At 70.6% G+C, this 15,543-nt stretch carries 19 protein-coding genes; 10 read left to right on the top strand and 9 right to left on the bottom strand.

The window, feature by feature from the left end; translation table 11 throughout:
* Window positions 1–190: 190 nt before the first annotated feature.
* The 5 genes from SSP29_RS02805 to SSP29_RS02785 all read left to right on the top strand — a co-directional run bounded on the left by SSP29_RS02805 (window position 191) and on the right by SSP29_RS02785 (window position 2,265).
* Window positions 191–391 carry a hypothetical protein gene (locus SSP29_RS02805; RefSeq protein ID WP_089098827.1) on the top strand — a complete coding sequence of 67 codons (201 nt, stop codon included), beginning with the start codon at window positions 191–193 and terminating at the stop codon, window positions 389–391.
* A complete protein-coding gene (locus SSP29_RS02800) occupies window positions 391–750 on the top strand; it encodes a hypothetical protein (protein ID WP_145968840.1) in 360 nt (119 codons plus the stop codon). Before SSP29_RS02805 ends, SSP29_RS02800 begins: the two co-directional genes overlap by 1 nt.
* Window positions 751–758: 8 nt before the next feature.
* Window positions 759–1,238, top strand: coding sequence for a GNAT family N-acetyltransferase (locus tag SSP29_RS02795; RefSeq protein ID WP_089098825.1), 480 nt, complete (start codon window positions 759–761; stop codon window positions 1,236–1,238).
* Between the two features lie 222 nt (window positions 1,239–1,460).
* Complete coding sequence (locus tag SSP29_RS02790; RefSeq protein ID WP_150133437.1) at window positions 1,461–2,042, top strand: DUF5994 family protein; 582 nt, start codon at window positions 1,461–1,463, stop codon at window positions 2,040–2,042.
* 7 nt (window positions 2,043–2,049) lie between these two features.
* Window positions 2,050–2,265, top strand: coding sequence for a hypothetical protein (locus SSP29_RS02785; protein ID WP_089098823.1), 216 nt, complete (start codon window positions 2,050–2,052; stop codon window positions 2,263–2,265).
* Window positions 2,266–2,337: 72 nt separating this feature from the next.
* Here the strand turns inward: SSP29_RS02785 and SSP29_RS02780 are convergent, their stop codons facing one another.
* Window positions 2,338–3,606, bottom strand: coding sequence for an ATP-binding protein (locus SSP29_RS02780; protein ID WP_089098822.1), 1,269 nt, complete (start codon window positions 3,604–3,606; stop codon window positions 2,338–2,340).
* A gap of 273 nt (window positions 3,607–3,879) precedes the next feature.
* A complete protein-coding gene (gene sodN / locus SSP29_RS02770; protein ID WP_055634112.1) occupies window positions 3,880–4,275 on the bottom strand; it encodes a superoxide dismutase, Ni in 396 nt (131 codons plus the stop codon).
* A gap of 145 nt (window positions 4,276–4,420) precedes the next feature.
* Between sodN and sodX the strand changes: the two genes are divergently transcribed.
* Entirely contained in the window at window positions 4,421–4,867 is a 447-nt protein-coding gene (gene sodX / locus SSP29_RS02765; RefSeq protein WP_089099778.1) for a nickel-type superoxide dismutase maturation protease, read from the top strand.
* Here sodX and SSP29_RS02760 read toward each other — a convergent pair.
* The gene (locus SSP29_RS02760) at window positions 4,759–5,400 is read right to left on the bottom strand and encodes a CGNR zinc finger domain-containing protein (protein WP_089098821.1); all 642 of its coding nucleotides are present in this window, start codon (window positions 5,398–5,400) and stop codon (window positions 4,759–4,761) included. The genes sodX and SSP29_RS02760 overlap by 109 nt on opposite strands.
* A 100-nt stretch (window positions 5,401–5,500) precedes the next feature.
* Here SSP29_RS02760 and SSP29_RS02755 point away from each other — a divergent pair, with 100 nt between their 5' ends.
* Entirely contained in the window at window positions 5,501–6,277 is a 777-nt protein-coding gene (locus SSP29_RS02755; protein ID WP_089098820.1) for a class I SAM-dependent methyltransferase, read from the top strand.
* A gap of 63 nt (window positions 6,278–6,340) precedes the next feature.
* On the opposite strand, the gene SSP29_RS02750 is transcribed toward SSP29_RS02755, so the two are convergent.
* From SSP29_RS02750 to SSP29_RS02740, 3 genes are read right to left on the bottom strand one after another with little or no spacing between them, the layout of a single operon-like run.
* A complete protein-coding gene (locus SSP29_RS02750) occupies window positions 6,341–7,141 on the bottom strand; it encodes an amino acid ABC transporter ATP-binding protein (protein WP_089098819.1) in 801 nt (266 codons plus the stop codon).
* Complete coding sequence (locus SSP29_RS02745) at window positions 7,138–8,067, bottom strand: amino acid ABC transporter permease (protein WP_089098818.1); 930 nt, start codon at window positions 8,065–8,067, stop codon at window positions 7,138–7,140. Before SSP29_RS02745 ends, SSP29_RS02750 begins: the two co-directional genes overlap by 4 nt.
* 32 nt (window positions 8,068–8,099) lie before the next feature.
* Entirely contained in the window at window positions 8,100–9,059 is a 960-nt protein-coding gene (locus SSP29_RS02740) for an ABC transporter substrate-binding protein (protein ID WP_089098817.1), read from the bottom strand.
* 583 nt (window positions 9,060–9,642) lie between these two features.
* Here SSP29_RS02740 and SSP29_RS02735 point away from each other — a divergent pair.
* Together SSP29_RS02735 and SSP29_RS02730 are read left to right on the top strand one after the other, a co-directional pair.
* Window positions 9,643–10,875, top strand: a complete 1,233-nt coding sequence (locus SSP29_RS02735) for an NAD(P)-dependent malic enzyme (RefSeq protein ID WP_089098816.1) — start codon at window positions 9,643–9,645, stop codon at window positions 10,873–10,875.
* Between the two features lie 322 nt (window positions 10,876–11,197).
* A complete protein-coding gene (locus SSP29_RS02730; RefSeq protein WP_089098815.1) occupies window positions 11,198–12,163 on the top strand; it encodes a zinc-binding dehydrogenase in 966 nt (321 codons plus the stop codon).
* Between the two features lie 17 nt (window positions 12,164–12,180).
* On the opposite strand, the gene SSP29_RS02725 is transcribed toward SSP29_RS02730, so the two are convergent.
* A complete protein-coding gene (locus SSP29_RS02725; protein WP_089098814.1) occupies window positions 12,181–13,272 on the bottom strand; it encodes a PadR family transcriptional regulator in 1,092 nt (363 codons plus the stop codon).
* Window position 13,273: 1 nt separating this feature from the next.
* On the bottom strand, window positions 13,274–14,158 hold the full coding sequence (locus SSP29_RS02720; protein WP_089098813.1) for a DUF4097 family beta strand repeat-containing protein: 885 nt from the start codon (window positions 14,156–14,158) through the stop codon (window positions 13,274–13,276).
* 214 nt (window positions 14,159–14,372) lie between these two features.
* Here SSP29_RS02720 and SSP29_RS02715 point away from each other — a divergent pair, with 214 nt between their 5' ends.
* Window positions 14,373–15,167, top strand: coding sequence for a hypothetical protein (locus SSP29_RS02715; RefSeq protein WP_089099777.1), 795 nt, complete (start codon window positions 14,373–14,375; stop codon window positions 15,165–15,167).
* A gap of 163 nt (window positions 15,168–15,330) precedes the next feature.
* On the opposite strand, the gene SSP29_RS02710 is transcribed toward SSP29_RS02715, so the two are convergent.
* On the bottom strand, window positions 15,331–15,510 hold the full coding sequence (locus SSP29_RS02710) for a DUF6104 family protein (RefSeq protein WP_023586593.1): 180 nt from the start codon (window positions 15,508–15,510) through the stop codon (window positions 15,331–15,333).
* Between the last annotated feature and the right edge of the window lie 33 nt (window positions 15,511–15,543).

The following is a 15,543-nucleotide window of genomic DNA, read 5'->3' as shown; positions in this document are numbered from 1 at the left end:
GGAGGGCCGGTCGGACATCCGACCGGCCCTTCCTCGTGTCCCGCCCCCGCACCTCCCGCGCGTGCCCGTCGACTTGGCGCAAAATCGCCCCGACATGGCCGGTGGGCTCGCCAATGATGGACGCCATGATCCAGATTGCGCTCGTGAACGGCCCTGCCGAGAACCGTGTGACGGGGCGGGCGACCCGGGCGTGAGCACTCGCGGCGCGTCCACGACCATCGCGCGGGCGGCGCTGCCGCTGTACGTGTCCACCCTCGCCGCGGCGGCGGCCTCGCTCGTCGACACGGCGCTCCTGGGCCGCCATGCCACCGTCTCCCTGGCCGCGTTCGCCGTCACGGTGGCCGTCTTCAGCCGGCCACGGCCGCGGTGGCGGGTGCGCTGCGCGCGGTGATGCCCTTCGTCGCGCCGCACCGGGACGACCCCGAGGAGCTGCTGCCGGTGGTCCTGGCCGTGGTGGTCACCGATGCCCTGCAGGCGGTCGCGGGCTTCGGGCTCGTCGGACTCAAGCGCGCCGGGCCGAGCCTGGTGTCGACGGCGGTGTGGTTCGGGATCCTGGCCGCGGTGTCCGTACCGGTCGCCGACGCGGCCGGACTGCCCGGGCTGTGGACCGCCCTGGCGTGGCCAACCTGCTCCAGGCCGTCACCAAGACGATCTCCTTCCGGCGGCACGCCGGCCGCCTCGCCGCGGCCGCCGTGCCGGCGGGGGAGCGGGTGCGAGCGGATGGACAGGAATCGGCCCGGTGACCCATGATCCCTTGCATGATCCGCGCCGCCACCGAGAACGACGTCACCGAGATCCGCGCCATGATCCGTGAACTCGCCGCGTACGAACGGGCCGTGGAGCAGGCCCGGGCCACCGAGGCACAGCTCCGCGAAGCGCTGTTCGGCCCCCACCCGGCGGCCTACGCGCTGGTCGCCGAGGACGACACCACGGGTGAACTCGCGGGCTACGCACTGTGGTTCCCGAGCTTCTCGACCTGGACCGGAACCCGGGGCATGCACCTGGAGGACCTCTACGTACGCCCGCACGCCCGCGGCGGCGGCCATGGCAGAGCCCTGCTCGCCGCCCTCGCCGCGCTCTGCCTGAGCAGCGGTTTCGAGCGCTTCGAGTGGTGGGTGCTGGCCTGGAACGAGCCGGCGATCGGCTTCTACCGGTCGCTCGGGGCGGAGTTCCTCGACGAGTGGCGGATCTGCCGCCTGACCGGCGCCCCGCTCAAGGAACTGGCCGCCGCCTCGTAGACCGCCGTCGGTGGAGTGGTCGCGGCCGGTGCCGTAACAGCCCGCTGCCGCCAGGTGCGAATCAGGGACCGGCTCTGACAGGGTGTGCCTCGGGCACCCGGGAGCAGGTCTCGAAGGCAGAGAAATACCAGGTCATCCGCGACTTCTTGGGTCAGCGGGCGGAGTAGTGTGAAGGCACCGGGAGTTCTTCGCGCACCGGCTCCGCTGCGGGTGCCGTTTCCGGTGATCGACGACGCCGGGTCGCACCCATGGGCCCGGGGATCGGTTCGCGGCATGCCCGTGACCATTGACCGCACGACATCGAGCAGGCCCGCGCCGTCGGTCCGGCTGTCCCTGACGCCCGGGCCGGGCGGGCTGGACGGCATGTGGTGGCCTCGCTCCCGTGCCCTCACCCGTGAGCTGCCACTCCTGACGGCGGCATTGGGCGACCTCTGGGGCCGCATCACAGGTGTCACGCTGAACCCCGCTTACTGGCCCGTCATGCCGCATCGGGTGTCCGTCGCCGGGCGCACCGTGGATGTGGGCTGGTCCACCGAAGAGCAGGATCCGCACAGACTCACCCTTTTCTTCGCCGACGGCCGCCGGGACGTGCTGGTGATTCCGCCGGAGACCGGTGCGGATGCCGCCGCACAGCTGATGGCCGGCGCCGACATCGATGCCCCGACCCGGGAGGGGGCGGCAGAAAGGATCGATGCCCGGGGCAGGGAAGAAGCGTGGGAGACCGATGGCGGACTACGTCCGACGTCGTCCCTGTCCCGGCCCGTGGGTTCGACAGGGCGGCTGCCCGCCCGCCGGCGGAGGTGAGAGGACCATGACACTCGTCGCCGTGGCGGTGTTGCTGGTCGTGATCGCCGTCGGAGTCGTTCTCATCCACCTGCTCAACGTCCAGCACGACGAACGCATCGCTGCCTTCCACTACAGCGACGCTCTGCCGGGGATCGGCCGCCGGCTCCGCAGGCACCGCCGGCGGACCGCGGACGGGACCGCCGACCCGCCCGACGGCGACAGCGACCGCGACCGCGGATGACATCGCTTCGGGCCCGACCGGGGCAGGCGGTCCGCACGTCCGTCGCAGATCGACTCCCCGTCGGCCCGGACGCTAGATGCGGGCGAACTTCTCGGTCTGCTGGGAGAATTCCTGGGCCATGGCGGCGCTGACCGTGGGCTTGGTGTCGGTGATCGTGTCCAGGTAGTCGTCCGTGGTGGGCGCGGTCCGGGTTCCGGTGTCGAAGGTGCGCTCGAACTGGGCCTGGGAGACGGTTCGCGCGGCGTGGGCGATGTCGGCGGGGGTGAACCCCTCGCTGGCGGACGCGAGTACCGCGCTGTCGGCTCGCGCGCCCGCTCGGGCCAGGTAGCTCTCCCACAGCGCGGTCCTGGCGGTGTGGTCGGGAGGGCCGATCGGCAGCACGTAGTCGAAGCGGCCGTGTCGCAGGAACGCGGAGTCGAGCGTGGTCACGTTGTTCGTGGCGCAGACGAGCAGCCGTCCGTCCTGGCCTCGGAACCGGACGATCGCCTTGAGCAGTTCGTTGACGACGCCGACCGCGGTCGCGTCCGCGCCGCCGCGTTCGCCGGCGATCTCCTCGACCTCGTCGATGAAGACCAGGACGTGGTCGAGCCGGGCGATCTCGTCGAAGCGCCGGTTCAGCCCGGTCGCCAGACCGTACTCGGCGGCCAGACGGGCGGGGAACAGTTCGAGGAAGGGCCAGCCCAGGCGGCTGGCGATCGCGTGCGCGAACGTGCTCTTGCCGGTCCCGGGCGGGCCGAACAGCATCACCGCCCGGGGCGGTTCCACTCCGTGCTGGGCGGCCAGTTCGGGATGGGCCAGCGGCAGGACCAGGCGCCGCTCGATGAGCTGTTTCTCCCGTTGCATGCCCGCGACCTTCTGCCACAGTCCCCCCGGCGGCAGCTCCGCTCCGAGCGAGGACAGGGTGTCGGCCGACTGCGGGGTCACCGGCCCGCGCTTCTCGAAGAAGACCAGCCCGGGGCGGGCGCCGAAGTCGCAGTTGTGCAGAGCGACGGCACCGGTCTCGCCCTCGGGCAGGACGGCGTGCACCGCCCGGACGCCGGCGGCGAAGAGCCGTTGCTCAAGGGCGGTGATCAGGGCACTGCCCAGCCCGCGCTGCCGCCGGCCGGGCGCCATGCAGATGCGCAGGATCCATGCCTGTTCGCCCTCCACCCTGCTCACCGCGGCGCCGATCAGCGCGTCGTCCGCCGTGGCCACCACGGCGGGGTGGCGGGCCTGGAGAGCCGTCACGGCGTCCGCGAGCGGGAAGAGCGGCGGCTCCTGGGTCGTGCTGCTCTCCATGTCGACTCGGATCAGGGCTTCGAGATCGTCCGGGGTGTAGTCCCTGACCCGCCAACCCGTCATGATCAGCTCCGCGTGTTCGGCCGTACTCCCATCATCGGCCGATGCCGGGGGGACGCGCGCGACAGCCGGCGGCCACGAGTCCGCCCTGGCGGCCCGGACCGCTCGCACGCACCTTCACCGCGGTACGCGGGGTGATGCCGCGGGCCGCGGCCGGGCGGGGGAAAGACCGCACCCGGACCGCCGTGGACGCCGTGCTCGGCGGCCTGCGGGCCGGGTGCGGGGAGGGTGACGCTGCAACTGAAGTAATCGCAGGTCAGAAGGCATGAATAATGATCAGGCCTTCTTGGTCTCCCAGAAGATCTTGTCGATCTCGGCGATGAGCTCCAGGGCCTTCTCGCCGGTCTTCGGGTCCGTGGACGCCTTGGCGGCGGACAGGGCCTTCAGGGTGTCGTTCACCAGCACGTGCAGCTGGGGGTACTTCTCGAAGTGCGGCGGCTTGAAGTAGTCGCTCCAGAGCACCGAGACGTGGTGCTTGGCGAGCTCGGCGCGCTGTTCCTTGATGACGGTGGCGCGCGCCTGGAAGTGCGGGTCGTCGTTGGCGGCCATCTTTTCCTGCACGGCCTTCACCGACTCCGCCTCGATGCGGGCCTGGGCCGGGTCGTACACACCGCAGGGCAGGTCGCAGTGCGCGCTGACCTTGACCTTGGGGGCAAACAGGCGGGAAAGCATGGAGCATTCCTTCCTCGTGATCGTCTTCTCAGGTGGGACATTACTCCCTGGGAAGCCCGTTTTCGCGAGTGCCCCCATGGGCTTAGGACAAAAGTCCAGGGTCAGACTGAGACTGGTGGAGGAACGGACCGGGGAGGTGCCGGGGATGCCGGAGCTGTCGCAGGAGACCGAGCGGGGGAGGGGCGCCGCGCCCTATGGACTGGCCGAGGTGACCGGCCCGTCCATGGTGCCCACGCTGTACCAGGGGGATCAGCTCCTGGTGCGGTACGGGGCCCGGGTACGGGCCGGTGACGTCGTCGTCCTGCGCCACCCTTTCCAGCAGGACCTGCTGGTCGTCAAGCGGGCCGTGGAGCTGCGCGAGGGCGGCTGGTGGGTGCTCGGGGACAACGCGTACGCGGGCGGGGACAGCACGGACTACGGGACCGTGCCGGACGAGCTCATCCTCGGCCGGGCCCTGTTCCGCTGGCGGCCGCGCAGGGCGGATCAGCGTTCGCCGCTGGCGCTGGTGCGCTGGGCGCTCTCGGCCGCCAGGCCGGTGCTGTCGTCCGACCGTTCGGGCCGCTCCGCCTCCAGGCGCTTGCGGGCCCGGTAGGCGGCCACGTTCGCACGGGTCGCGCAGCGGTCCGAGCAGTAGCGCCGGGAGCGGTTGGTCGAGGTGTCGAGGTAGGCGTTGCGGCAGGGCGCCGCCTCGCACAGGCCGAGCCGGTCGACGCCGTACTCGGTGAGGTGGAAGGCCAGGCCCATCGCCGCGATCGCCGTGTAGCCGGCGGTGGCGTTGGAGGGGTGGTCGGCCAGGTGCATGTGCCACAGCGGGCGGCCGTCCTCGTCCCGGAAGTCGTGCCCGGAGATCTGCGGGCTGACCGGGAACTCCAGCAGGAGTGAGTTCAGCAGGTCCACGGCGAGGGTCTCCTCGCCCTTGTCGGCCGCCTCGAAGACCGCGCGCAGCCGGGCCCGGACCGAGCGGAAGCGGGTGAGGTCGGCGTCGGTGGCGCGCCGGGCGGCCTGCTGGTTGCCGGCGAAGAGATCGCGGACGGCCTCGACCGAGGTCAGGGAGTCCTTGCCCCGGGCCGGTTCCTCGCTGTTGACGAGCCGGACGGCGTAATCCGAGTAATAGGCCAGTTCCACTTGTAGTCCTTACGCGGGCACTCTATGGTCGGTCGTGCGGTCGGGTAATAGCCGGTCGTGCTTCCAGGGTATTACGAGGCTTGTGCGGTGGAGGGTTGCCATGACGGATGCGCCGACGACCATGACTACGACCGGGGCCGACTGGGGTGCCTGGCAGGAGAGCTGGGACCGGCAGCAGGAGTGGTACATGCCGGACCGCGAGGAGCGGTTCAGGATCATGCTCGACATGGTGGAGGCACTCGTCGGTACGGCACCCCGGGTCCTCGACCTCGCGTGCGGCACCGGCAGCATCACCACCCGGCTGCTCGCCCGCTTCCCGGACGCGGTGAGCACCGGGGTCGACCTCGACCCGGCCCTCCTCGCCATCGCCGAGGGCACCTTCGCGGGCGACGACCGGGTCACGTTCGTCACCGCCGACCTCAAGGACCCGGAGTGGTCCGCGAGGCTGCCGTACGACTCGTACGACGCGGTCCTCACCGCCACGGCCCTGCACTGGCTGCACAGCGAACCCCTCGCGGCCCTCTACGGTCAGGTCGCGGGACTCGTCCGCGACGGCGGTCTCTTCATGAACGCGGACCACATGATCGACGACAGCACGCCCCGGATCAATGCGGCGGAACGGGCGCAGCGGCATCGCCGTATGGATCAGGCCAAGGCGGCGGGGGCGCTGGACTGGGCCGAGTGGTGGCAGCTGGCGGCGCAGGACCCGGCGCTGGCCGGGCCGACGGCCCGCCGCTTCGAGATCTACGGCGAGCACGCGGACGGCGACATGCCCCCGGCGGCCTGGCACGCGCGCGTGCTGCGTGAGAAGGGGTTCGGGGAGGCGCGGGCGGTGTGGTGCTCGCCGTCGGACACCCTGCTGCTCGCCCTCAAGTAGACAGGCCGAAGGGGCGGTACGAGAGGAGTCGTACCGCCCCTTCGGCGTCGTGAGCCGTGGTCCCTACAGCACCTTCGACAGGAACGACTTCGTCCGGTCGTGCTGGGGGTTGGTCAGGACGTCGCGCGGGTGGCCGGACTCGACCACCACGCCGTCGTCCATGAAGACCAGGCTGTCGCCGACCTCGCGGGCGAAGCCCATCTCGTGCGTGACGACGATCATCGTCATGCCGTCCTCGGCCAGGTCCCGCATCACGTCCAGGACCTCGCCGACCAGCTCCGGGTCGAGCGCGGAGGTCGGCTCGTCGAAGAGCATCAGCTTCGGCTGCATGGCGAGCGCGCGGGCGATCGCGACGCGCTGCTGCTGGCCGCCGGAGAGCTGCGCCGGGTAGTGCCCGGTGCGGTCGCCGAGGCCGACCCGGTCAAGGAGGCGCTGTGCCCGCTCACGGGCCACCGCCTTGGACTCGCGCTTGACCTGGACCGGCGCCTCCATGACGTTCTCCAGGGCCGTCATGTGCGGGAAGAGGTTGAAGCGCTGGAACACCATGCCGATGTCCCGCCGCTGCGCCGCGACCTCCTTCTCCTTCAGCTCGTAGAGCTTGTCGCCGTGCTGGCGGTAGCCGACCAGGTGGCCGTCGACGTACAGCCGGCCGGCGCTGATCTTCTCAAGATGGTTGATGCACCGCAGGAACGTGCTCTTGCCGGAACCGGACGGGCCGATCAGGCAGAACACCTCGCGCGGCAGCACCTCCAGGTCGATGCCCTTGAGGATGTGCGCAAGACCGAACGACTTGTGCACGCCCTCGGCCTTGACCATCGGCGCCCCGCTGCTCGGCGGGGTGATGTCCTTCGCGAGACCGCTCATCGGGCCACCTCCGGGCGACGGAACGAGCCCCACCGGGACAGGTTCTTCCGCAGCCGCTGCAACGGCGTCGGCGGCAGGCTGCGCGACGAACCGCGGGCGTAATGGCGCTCGATGTAGTACTGGACGATGCTGAAGATCGTGGTGAGGAACAGGTACCAGATGCACGCCACGAAGTACATCTCGACCACCGCGAGCGAGGTGCTGGAGATGTCCGTGGCCCGTTTGATCAGCTCGGGGAACTGGACCACGGACGCCAGCGACGACGTCTTCAGCATGTTGATGTACTCGTTGCCCGTCGGCGGCACGATGACCCGCATCGCCTGCGGCAGGATCACCCGGCGCAGCGTCTGGGGCTGGGTCATGCCCAGCGCGTGCGAGGCCTCCGTCTGGCCCTCGTCGACCGACTGGATACCGGCCCGGACGATCTCCGACATGTAGGCGGCCTCGTTCAGGCCCAGGCCCAGGAGCGCCGCCAGGAACGGCGTCATCACCTGGTTCATCTCGTCCTTGTAGAACCCCAGGTTGAGGATGGGGAACACGAGCGCGATGTTGTACCAGAGCAGCAACTGGACCAGGACCGGGGTGCCCCGGAAGAACCAGATGTAGAACCAGGCAACCGTGCTGGTGACCGGGTTCGACGACATCCGCATGATCGCGAGGATCACACCCAGGACCAGGCCCAGCACCATGGCCAGTACCGAGATGTACAGCGTGTGCCAGGCACCCGACAGGATCGTCCCGTCGGTGACGTAGTCCGGGATGATGCCGTAGTTGATGTCCGCGTTGGAGAACGCCATGCCGATCAGCACCAGGATGGCGATGACCACCGCGGCGGCCACCCAGCGCCCGTAGTGGCGCACCGGGATGGCCTTGATCTGCTCCGGCGGCACGGACGGCGCCGGGGTCTTGTCGACCGTGTCAGTCACAGTGACGGCCCTTCAGTCGTGACCGGGGATGGTCAGGAGCCGCCGTTGATCTTCGACTCGGTCACCGCGCCCTGCGTGACGTTCCACTTCTCCAGGATCTTCTGGTAGTCGCCGTTCTTGATGATGGCGGCCACGGCGGCCTGGATCGCGTCGCGCAGCTGGGTGTTCTCCTTGCTGACCGCGATGCCGTACGGGCCGGCCTCGATCTGGTCGCCGACGACCTCGAAGTCCTTGCCGCTGCCGGACGTCTTGGCGTTGTAGGCGGCCACCGGGAAGTCGTTGAGGTCGGCGACGGAGGCGCCCTGCTTCAGACGGAGCAGCGCCTCGGGGTCGGTGTCGAAGGTCTGCAGCGTGATGGCCTTCTTGCCGTCCTTCGTACACTTCGTGCTCTGCGTCTTGGCGATGCCCTCGGACGTGGTGCCCTTCTGCAGTGCCACGACCTGGCCGCACAGGTCGTCCAGGGACTTGATGCCCTTCGGGTTGCCCTTCTGGACCAGGATCGAGGTGCCGGCGGTGAAGTAGTCGACGAAGTCGACGCCGTTGCCCACCTTCTTGCCGGTGTCGGAGTCGACGCCGTCCTGGCGGGCCTTCGTGTCGTTCATCGCCGACATGATCGCGTTGAAGCGGTTGGCCTGCAGACCCACGATGAGCTGGTCGAACTTGCCGTTCTGGAAATCGAACTTGACGCCCAGCTGCTTGCCCAGGGCGTCCGCGATGTCCGGGTCGACACCGACGGCCTTGCCGTTCTCCATGTACTCGACCGGCGGGTAGGCGATGTCGGAGCCCACCTTGATCACGCCGGCCTTGCGGATGTCGGCCGGCAGCTTGCTCGCCAGCGGGGCCGAGGACGTCGAGGAAGAGCCGCTGTCGCCGCCCTTGTCGGTCTGGTCACCGCAGCCGGTGAGGACCAGGGTGCCGGCGACCGCGATCGCACCGAACGCGGCAATCCTGGAGCGCGAGGCGGTGGTACGACGGGTGAAGCGTGCGGTCATGGTGGGTTCCTCCGGCGGTGGGTAGGACAAGCCGATATACCGATGTGTCTGATATGTCGATATGCCGTTGGGTCGACGGAAACACACACCTTCGGGTGTCGCGACCTCGTGGGTTTACGGCATCCTGCCATTGGGATTGCTCCAAGCAGACGTGTCACCATGTCAAAATCGGATAACGGGTGACCCCCGTGACGCGTCAGGCCGGTCCTTCCTCGACCCGCCGCCCCGCACATCTGCGGGAATCCGACCTTTTGGCCGGAAGATCTACGGTTCACCGCCGGTACATCTCAGGCTCCGCCCCGTGGTCGTCCACCGGTCACTCGGCCGCTCATCTGTCGGTTACCTACGACATCCGTGATGTGACCTTGCGCCTATTCGACTCGTCGGGAGCGCCGTCCGTCCGGTAAGAAGGTTCTTTACACCCCTCATCCGGGGCTCAGGGCGCGTGTGCGGCGCGTCCGTCGCGCAGGTGCTCGTACGTGCCACTCGTACGTATCAGTGATCGGGCCCTGCGCGGTGCCCGCCCACTCCCTCACCGGGAGTGGCCGACCCTCAAACCATGCATACCTAAGGGGTAAGACAAGTGGCAGCGGAGATCGTCAATCCTCGCAGCGACAGCGCGTCGGGCAATACGGACCAGGACGGCGGGGCCGAGCCCCTCGATTCCTTCGATCCAGTGTTCGCGCTGCACCGCGGCGGCAAGATGGCCGTGCAGGCCACCGTGCCGATCCGTGACAAGGACGACCTTTCCCTCGCGTACACGCCCGGAGTCGCGCGCGTGTGCACCGCGATCGCGGAACAGCCCGAGCTGGTCAACGACTACACATGGAAGTCGTCCGTCGTGGCCGTCGTCACCGACGGTACGGCCGTGCTCGGCCTCGGGGACATCGGTCCCGAGGCCTCCCTCCCCGTGATGGAGGGCAAGGCGATCCTCTTCAAGCAGTTCGGCGGCGTGGACGCGGTTCCCATCGCCCTCGCCTGCACCGACGTCGACGAGATCGTGGAGACCGTCGTCCGGCTCGCCCCCTCCTTCGGCGGGGTCAACCTGGAGGACATCTCGGCGCCGCGGTGCTTCGAGATCGAGCGCAAGCTCCAGGAGCGGCTCGACATCCCGGTCTTCCACGACGACCAGCACGGTACGGCCGTCGTGACGCTGGCGGCGCTGCGGAACGCGGCGCGGCTCAGCCGGCGGGAGATCGGGCAGCTGCGGGCGGTGATCTCGGGCGCCGGCGCGGCCGGGGTCGCCATCGCCAAGATGCTGGTCGAGGCCGGCATCGGGGACGTCGCCCTCGCCGACCGCAAGGGCATCATCTCGGCCGACCGCGACGACCTCACCGCGGTCAAGCGCGAGGTCGCCGGGTTCACCAACAAGGCCGGGCTCAAGGGCACCCTGGAGGACGCGCTGGCCGGCGCCGACGTCTTCATCGGCGTCTCCGGCGGTACGGTCCCGGAGGAGGCCGTCGCCTCGATGGCCGAGGGAGCCTTCGTCTTCGCGATGGCCAACCCGAACCCGGAGGTGCACCCCGACGTCGCCCACAAGTACGCGGCGGTCGTGGCGACCGGGCGGTCGGACTTCCCGAACCAGATCAACAACGTGCTGGCGTTCCCCGGGATCTTCGCGGGCGCGCTCCAGGTGCGGGCCTCCCGGATCACCGAGGGGATGAAGATCGCGGCGGCGGAGGCGCTGGCGTCGGTCGTCGGGGATGATCTTGCCGCCGACTACGTCATTCCCTCTCCGTTCGACGAGCGGGTTGCGCCTGCGGTGACCGCGGCGGTGGCCGCGGCTGCGCGGGCCGAAGGGGTTGCCCGGCGGTGACTCGAATGGCCTCGCTCTTCTTGGGCGGGGCCATTTCTTTGCCCACCGGCCCACCCGATGGGGTGCCTGCGAGGTGAGCGTTGTTCTGGGGGCTGCCGCCCCCAGACCCCCCGCGGATGGGGGGTGGAGACGGTCGTCTTCGGGTGCCGGTCGGTGGGGGGCTGGGCGCGCCCACGCGGCGGAGCCGCATATCGAATACAGCCCCGCGCCCCTTACGGGGCGCTTGTGCGCGGCCCTGTGGGCGGGGCGCCGTGCGCAAGAGGGGATGTGTCACAGCGGCGTCCGGTTTCGCGGTCGCCGCCGGGAACCTATCGTCGGCCCTATGTTCGCCGTCTACGCCGCCCGAATCGACCGCGACCAGCCGCTCTCCGGCCTTGAGTTGGGGGAGCGACCCGCCCCCGAGGCCCGGCCCGGCTGGAGTACCGTCGATGTTCGGGCCGCCTCCCTCAACCATCACGACCTCTGGTCCCTGCGCGGCGTCGGTCTGCCCGAGGAACGGCTGCCGATGATCCTCGGCTGTGACGCCGCCGGCGTCGACCAGGACGGCAACGAGGTCGTCCTGCACTCCGTGATCGGGCAGAGCGGCCACGGGGTCGGGCCGAACGAGCCCCGGTCCATCCTCACCGAGCGCTACCAGGGCACCTTCGCCGAGCAGGTCGCCGTGCCCACCTGGAACATCCTGCCCAAGCCCCGGGAGCTCTCCTTCGCCGAGGCCGCCTGCCTGCCCACCGCCTGGCTGACGGCCTACCGGATGCTGTTCACCAACGCGGGCGTACGCCCCGGCGACTCGGTCCTCGTGCAGGGCGCGGGCGGCGGTGTCGCCACGGCCGCGATCGTGCTCGGCAAGGCCGCCGGGCTGAGGGTCTTCGCCACCAGCCGCGACGAGGCGAAGCGGAAGCGGGCCCTGGAACTGGGGGCCGTCGAAGCGGTGGAGCCGGGGGCCCGGCTGCCACAGCGGGTGGACGCCGTCATCGAGACCGTCGGCGCCGCCACCTGGTCCCACTCGGTGAAGTCGCTGCGGCCCGGCGGCACCCTCGTCATCTCCGGCGCCACCAGCGGCGACCGTCCCTCGCACGCCGAGCTGACCCGGATCTTCTTCCTGGAACTGAAGGTCGTCGGCTCGACCATGGGGACCAAGGACGAGCTGGAGGATCTGCTCGCCTTCTGCGCCGCCACCGGAGTACGCCCTGTCATCGACGAGCTGCTCCCGCTCGACCGCGCCCGCGAGGGCTTCGAACGGCTGGAGTCCGGCGACCAGTTCGGGAAGATCGTGCTGACCGGCTCCTGAGCGGGCGGCGCCGCTCCTCAGGGCTTCGGGCCGCGCAGCAGCGCTCCTATGTGTGCCGCCGCCGTCGACAGGTGGCGGCGGGCCTCGCGGAGCTGGTCCGTGGTGACGCCGTGGTCACGGGCCGCGTCGCGGATGTCGTCGCGGAAACGGTCCAGGAGCCGGTCGAGGTCGCGGGCCGGGTCGCCGGTGCCGGTCTCGTCGCCGTGCGCCCACGCGGGGGCGTACTGCGCCGGGAAGTCCTCCGGGGTCTGCGAGTACTCCGGGGCCGGTGCGGGGGGCGGCTTGCGCAGGTCCGGGCCGGTGCCGGCACCGGTGTCGGTGTCGGGGGTCGGCTCGGTGCGGCCGGCGAAGCCGAAGTCCTTGCCGAAGTCCTTGCCGTAGTCCTTGCCGAACTCGCCGAACTCCTTGGCGAGTTCGGTGAGGCCCTCGCGGACTCCCGTCGGCCAGTCGCCGCGCGTGAAGTGGTCCTGGACGTGCTCCTGCACCCGGCGGGCGATGCGCTGCATCTCCTCCTGGGCCTGGGCCCGCGCCCGGGCCTGGGCCTCCTGGGCCTGCCGGCGGGCCCGCTGGGCCTCGTCACGGGCCCGGCGGCTCTCGTCCTTGGCGCGGCGGGCCTGCTCCTTCCACTCCTGCTTGACCCGGCGCATCTCCTCCTTGGCGGCCCGCCACGACTCCTTGTCGCCGGGGTCGCCGTACTCCCCGGTGCCCGTCGCGCCGCCGTGCCGGGCCTCGGAGGCGGCCGCGCGCACCTCGCGGCGCAGATCGCCGGCCGCGCCGCGCACGTCGGCCCTTATCTCGGCGGCCAGTTCCGCCACCGACTCGCGGATCTCCAGCTCCAGGTCGGCCAGTTCGCCGCTGCGGTCAGCCAGTTCGGCCCGGCCGGCGTCCGTGATGGCGTAGACCTTGCGACCGCCCTCGGTGGTGTGGGTGACCAGGCCCTCGGCCTCCAGCTTGGCGAGGCGGGGGTAGACGGTGCCCGCCGACGGGGCGTACAGGCCCTGGAAGCGCTCTTCCAGCAGCCGGATCACCTCGTAGCCGTGGCGCGGGGCCTCGTCCAGCAGCTTGAGGAGGTAGAGGCGGAGGCGGCCGTGGGCGAAGACGGGAGGCATGTCAGAGCACCTTCTTTTCGGTCGTGCCGCCGGTCGTGTCGTCGGTGGCGCCGTCCGAGGTGCCGTCGTCGTCCTCCTTGGGCGGGCGGCGCAGCAGGGCGATGGAGCCGGAGACCGTGGTGGCGCGGAGCTTGCCGGTGCCCGCGCCGAGGCGGCCGGTGATCTTGTGGGCGCCCCACTGGCCGTGCACCCGCAGTCCGTCGAAGGCGTTGGAGATCGTGCCGCTCGCGGTGTTGGCCTCGACCTCGGCGTCGGCCGGGTGCGGCAGCCTGATGGCGATCTCGCCGGAGACGCTGGTCAGCCGGACGTCGGTCGGGCCGTCCGGGTCCAGGTCGATGATCATCGAGCCGCTGACCGAGTCGGCCCGCACGGCGGAGCCCGAGCCCTCGACGACGGTCAGGTCGCCGGAGACGGAGTTGAACCGCAGGTTGCCGGTGACGGCCTGGGCCTCCAGGTTCCCGGACACCGTGTCCGCGCGGACCTCGCCGGAGAGGGCGACCAGGGTGGTGTCACCGGTGACGCCCTTGACCACCGAGGTGCCGGTGATGCCGGAGACGACGGCCGCCGCGCCGACCACGCCCACCTCCACCCGGGTGTCCGCCGGGACGGCCAGGGAGACCACCGCGCTGCGCCGCCAGCCCTTGCGGTCGAGCCACTTGAGGAAGCCCTTCCAGGGGAGGTCCTCATAGGCCACCGTGAGGGTGCCGCTCTCGTGCGTGACGATCAGGGGCGGGCCCTCGATCTCGGTGACTTCCAGGCGGGTGGAACCCTCGTCGGTGCCCACGACGTTGACTGTTCCGTTGACGATGCGGACGTGCAGGTCGCTCACGGGGGTGTCGAAGTCGAGCTTCCTGGGCTCGGCGACGGACCACTCGGACTTGGACATGGTGCGGACCTCCTAGGACCGGACACGACGGCTGGACGCGAACGCGATTGCCCGGCTCGCGCCATATCGCGTCTTCCATGAAACACGATATATCGCGGCCGGGGGAAGTCAAGACACTCTTCCGAGTGATGGGGGCGGGCTCGAACTTGACCTCAATGGGTCCGGTGAAGCCCTATATCAGGCGATAAGCGGGTGAATTGCTTAGCGTGTGTTCATGCCGACGGACGAATCGAAGGCCGTCTCCCGGCCTGCCTCCGCCCCCTCTTCCGGCGCCCTGCTGCTCTGCCGGGCCGCTCCCGACGCCGTCACCCCGCTCGCGGCCCTGCTGCGGCAACGGATGCTGCTGACCGAGGCCGGCGAGTGGAGCCTCCTCGTCCCCGAGGGCACGCCATGGCTGCGCGCGGGCGAGCCCGTCGACCGCGTCCTGACCGGCTGGGCCACCGCGCTCGCCGTGGGGTCCGCGTGGCCGGTGCTCGGGCTGTGGTGGGACGCCGACCGCGCCGGCTTCACCCTCGCCGCCGGATTCCGCCGCCCGGTCGGCTACGCGTGGCTCGCCGACGGCACGCCGGCCGGGGAGACCGGGGCGATGCACACGTTCGCGGCGCGCCTGGGGCTGGATTCGGTGCTGGACATGCAGTACCTCGACCGGCTGGCCACGCCGGATCCGGCGGCCGACGCGGGCGCGCGGCTGCGGGGGCTGACCGCTGTCCTCACGCGCGCGGGGCTGGAACTGCCGGAGGAGCTCGCGCCCGGCGAACCGGCCGAACGTCTCTGCGAGCTGGCCGGCGCCGGGGCCCACGTGAGGCATGTCGAGGGCGTGGGGGCCGGCCGGGCGGAGGGCGGGATGCCGAGGGCTCATCGGCTGGCTCTGGCAGAGGTGGTGGTGGGGCTGCCGGCCGCCGCGTGGGGGATGCGGCGGCGCAGCGTGGGGTGGGCCGCCGTGGGAGCGGTGCTGATGGTGCACGGGGCGCTGGAGCTGTCGTACGAGACGGTGTTTCCGCGGGACTGACCGGCGATCGGTCCCGGGCAGGGCCGTACTTCGGCTGCGGGCCGGTGAGGGCCGGTCGCGCTCACGCGCCGGAGCCGCACATCGATTCAGCCCCGCGCCCCTGACGGGGCGCTGATCGTGTCCGGCGTCAGCCGGGCGCGGCCCCCGGGGCGCCAAGGGCCTGCTACTCCTCGTCCTCGTCGTCCAGTCGCGCCAGCCAGGTCGCCAGGCGCTCCACCGGGACCTCGAAGTCGGGGTTGAGATCGACGAACGTGCGGAGCTGTTCCGCGAGCCACTCGAAGGTGACCTCTTCCTCGCCGCGTCGCTTCTCCAGCTCCTCGATGCCTCGGTCGGTGAAGTACATGGGTTGCTCTCCTGCGAACCTGTGTCGGTGCCC

This window comes from Streptomyces hyaluromycini, from assembly GCF_002217755.1.
In the GTDB taxonomy this organism is placed as follows: domain Bacteria; phylum Actinomycetota; class Actinomycetes; order Streptomycetales; family Streptomycetaceae; genus Streptomyces; species Streptomyces hyaluromycini.
This window is presented reverse-complemented; position numbering and strand designations above follow the sequence as displayed.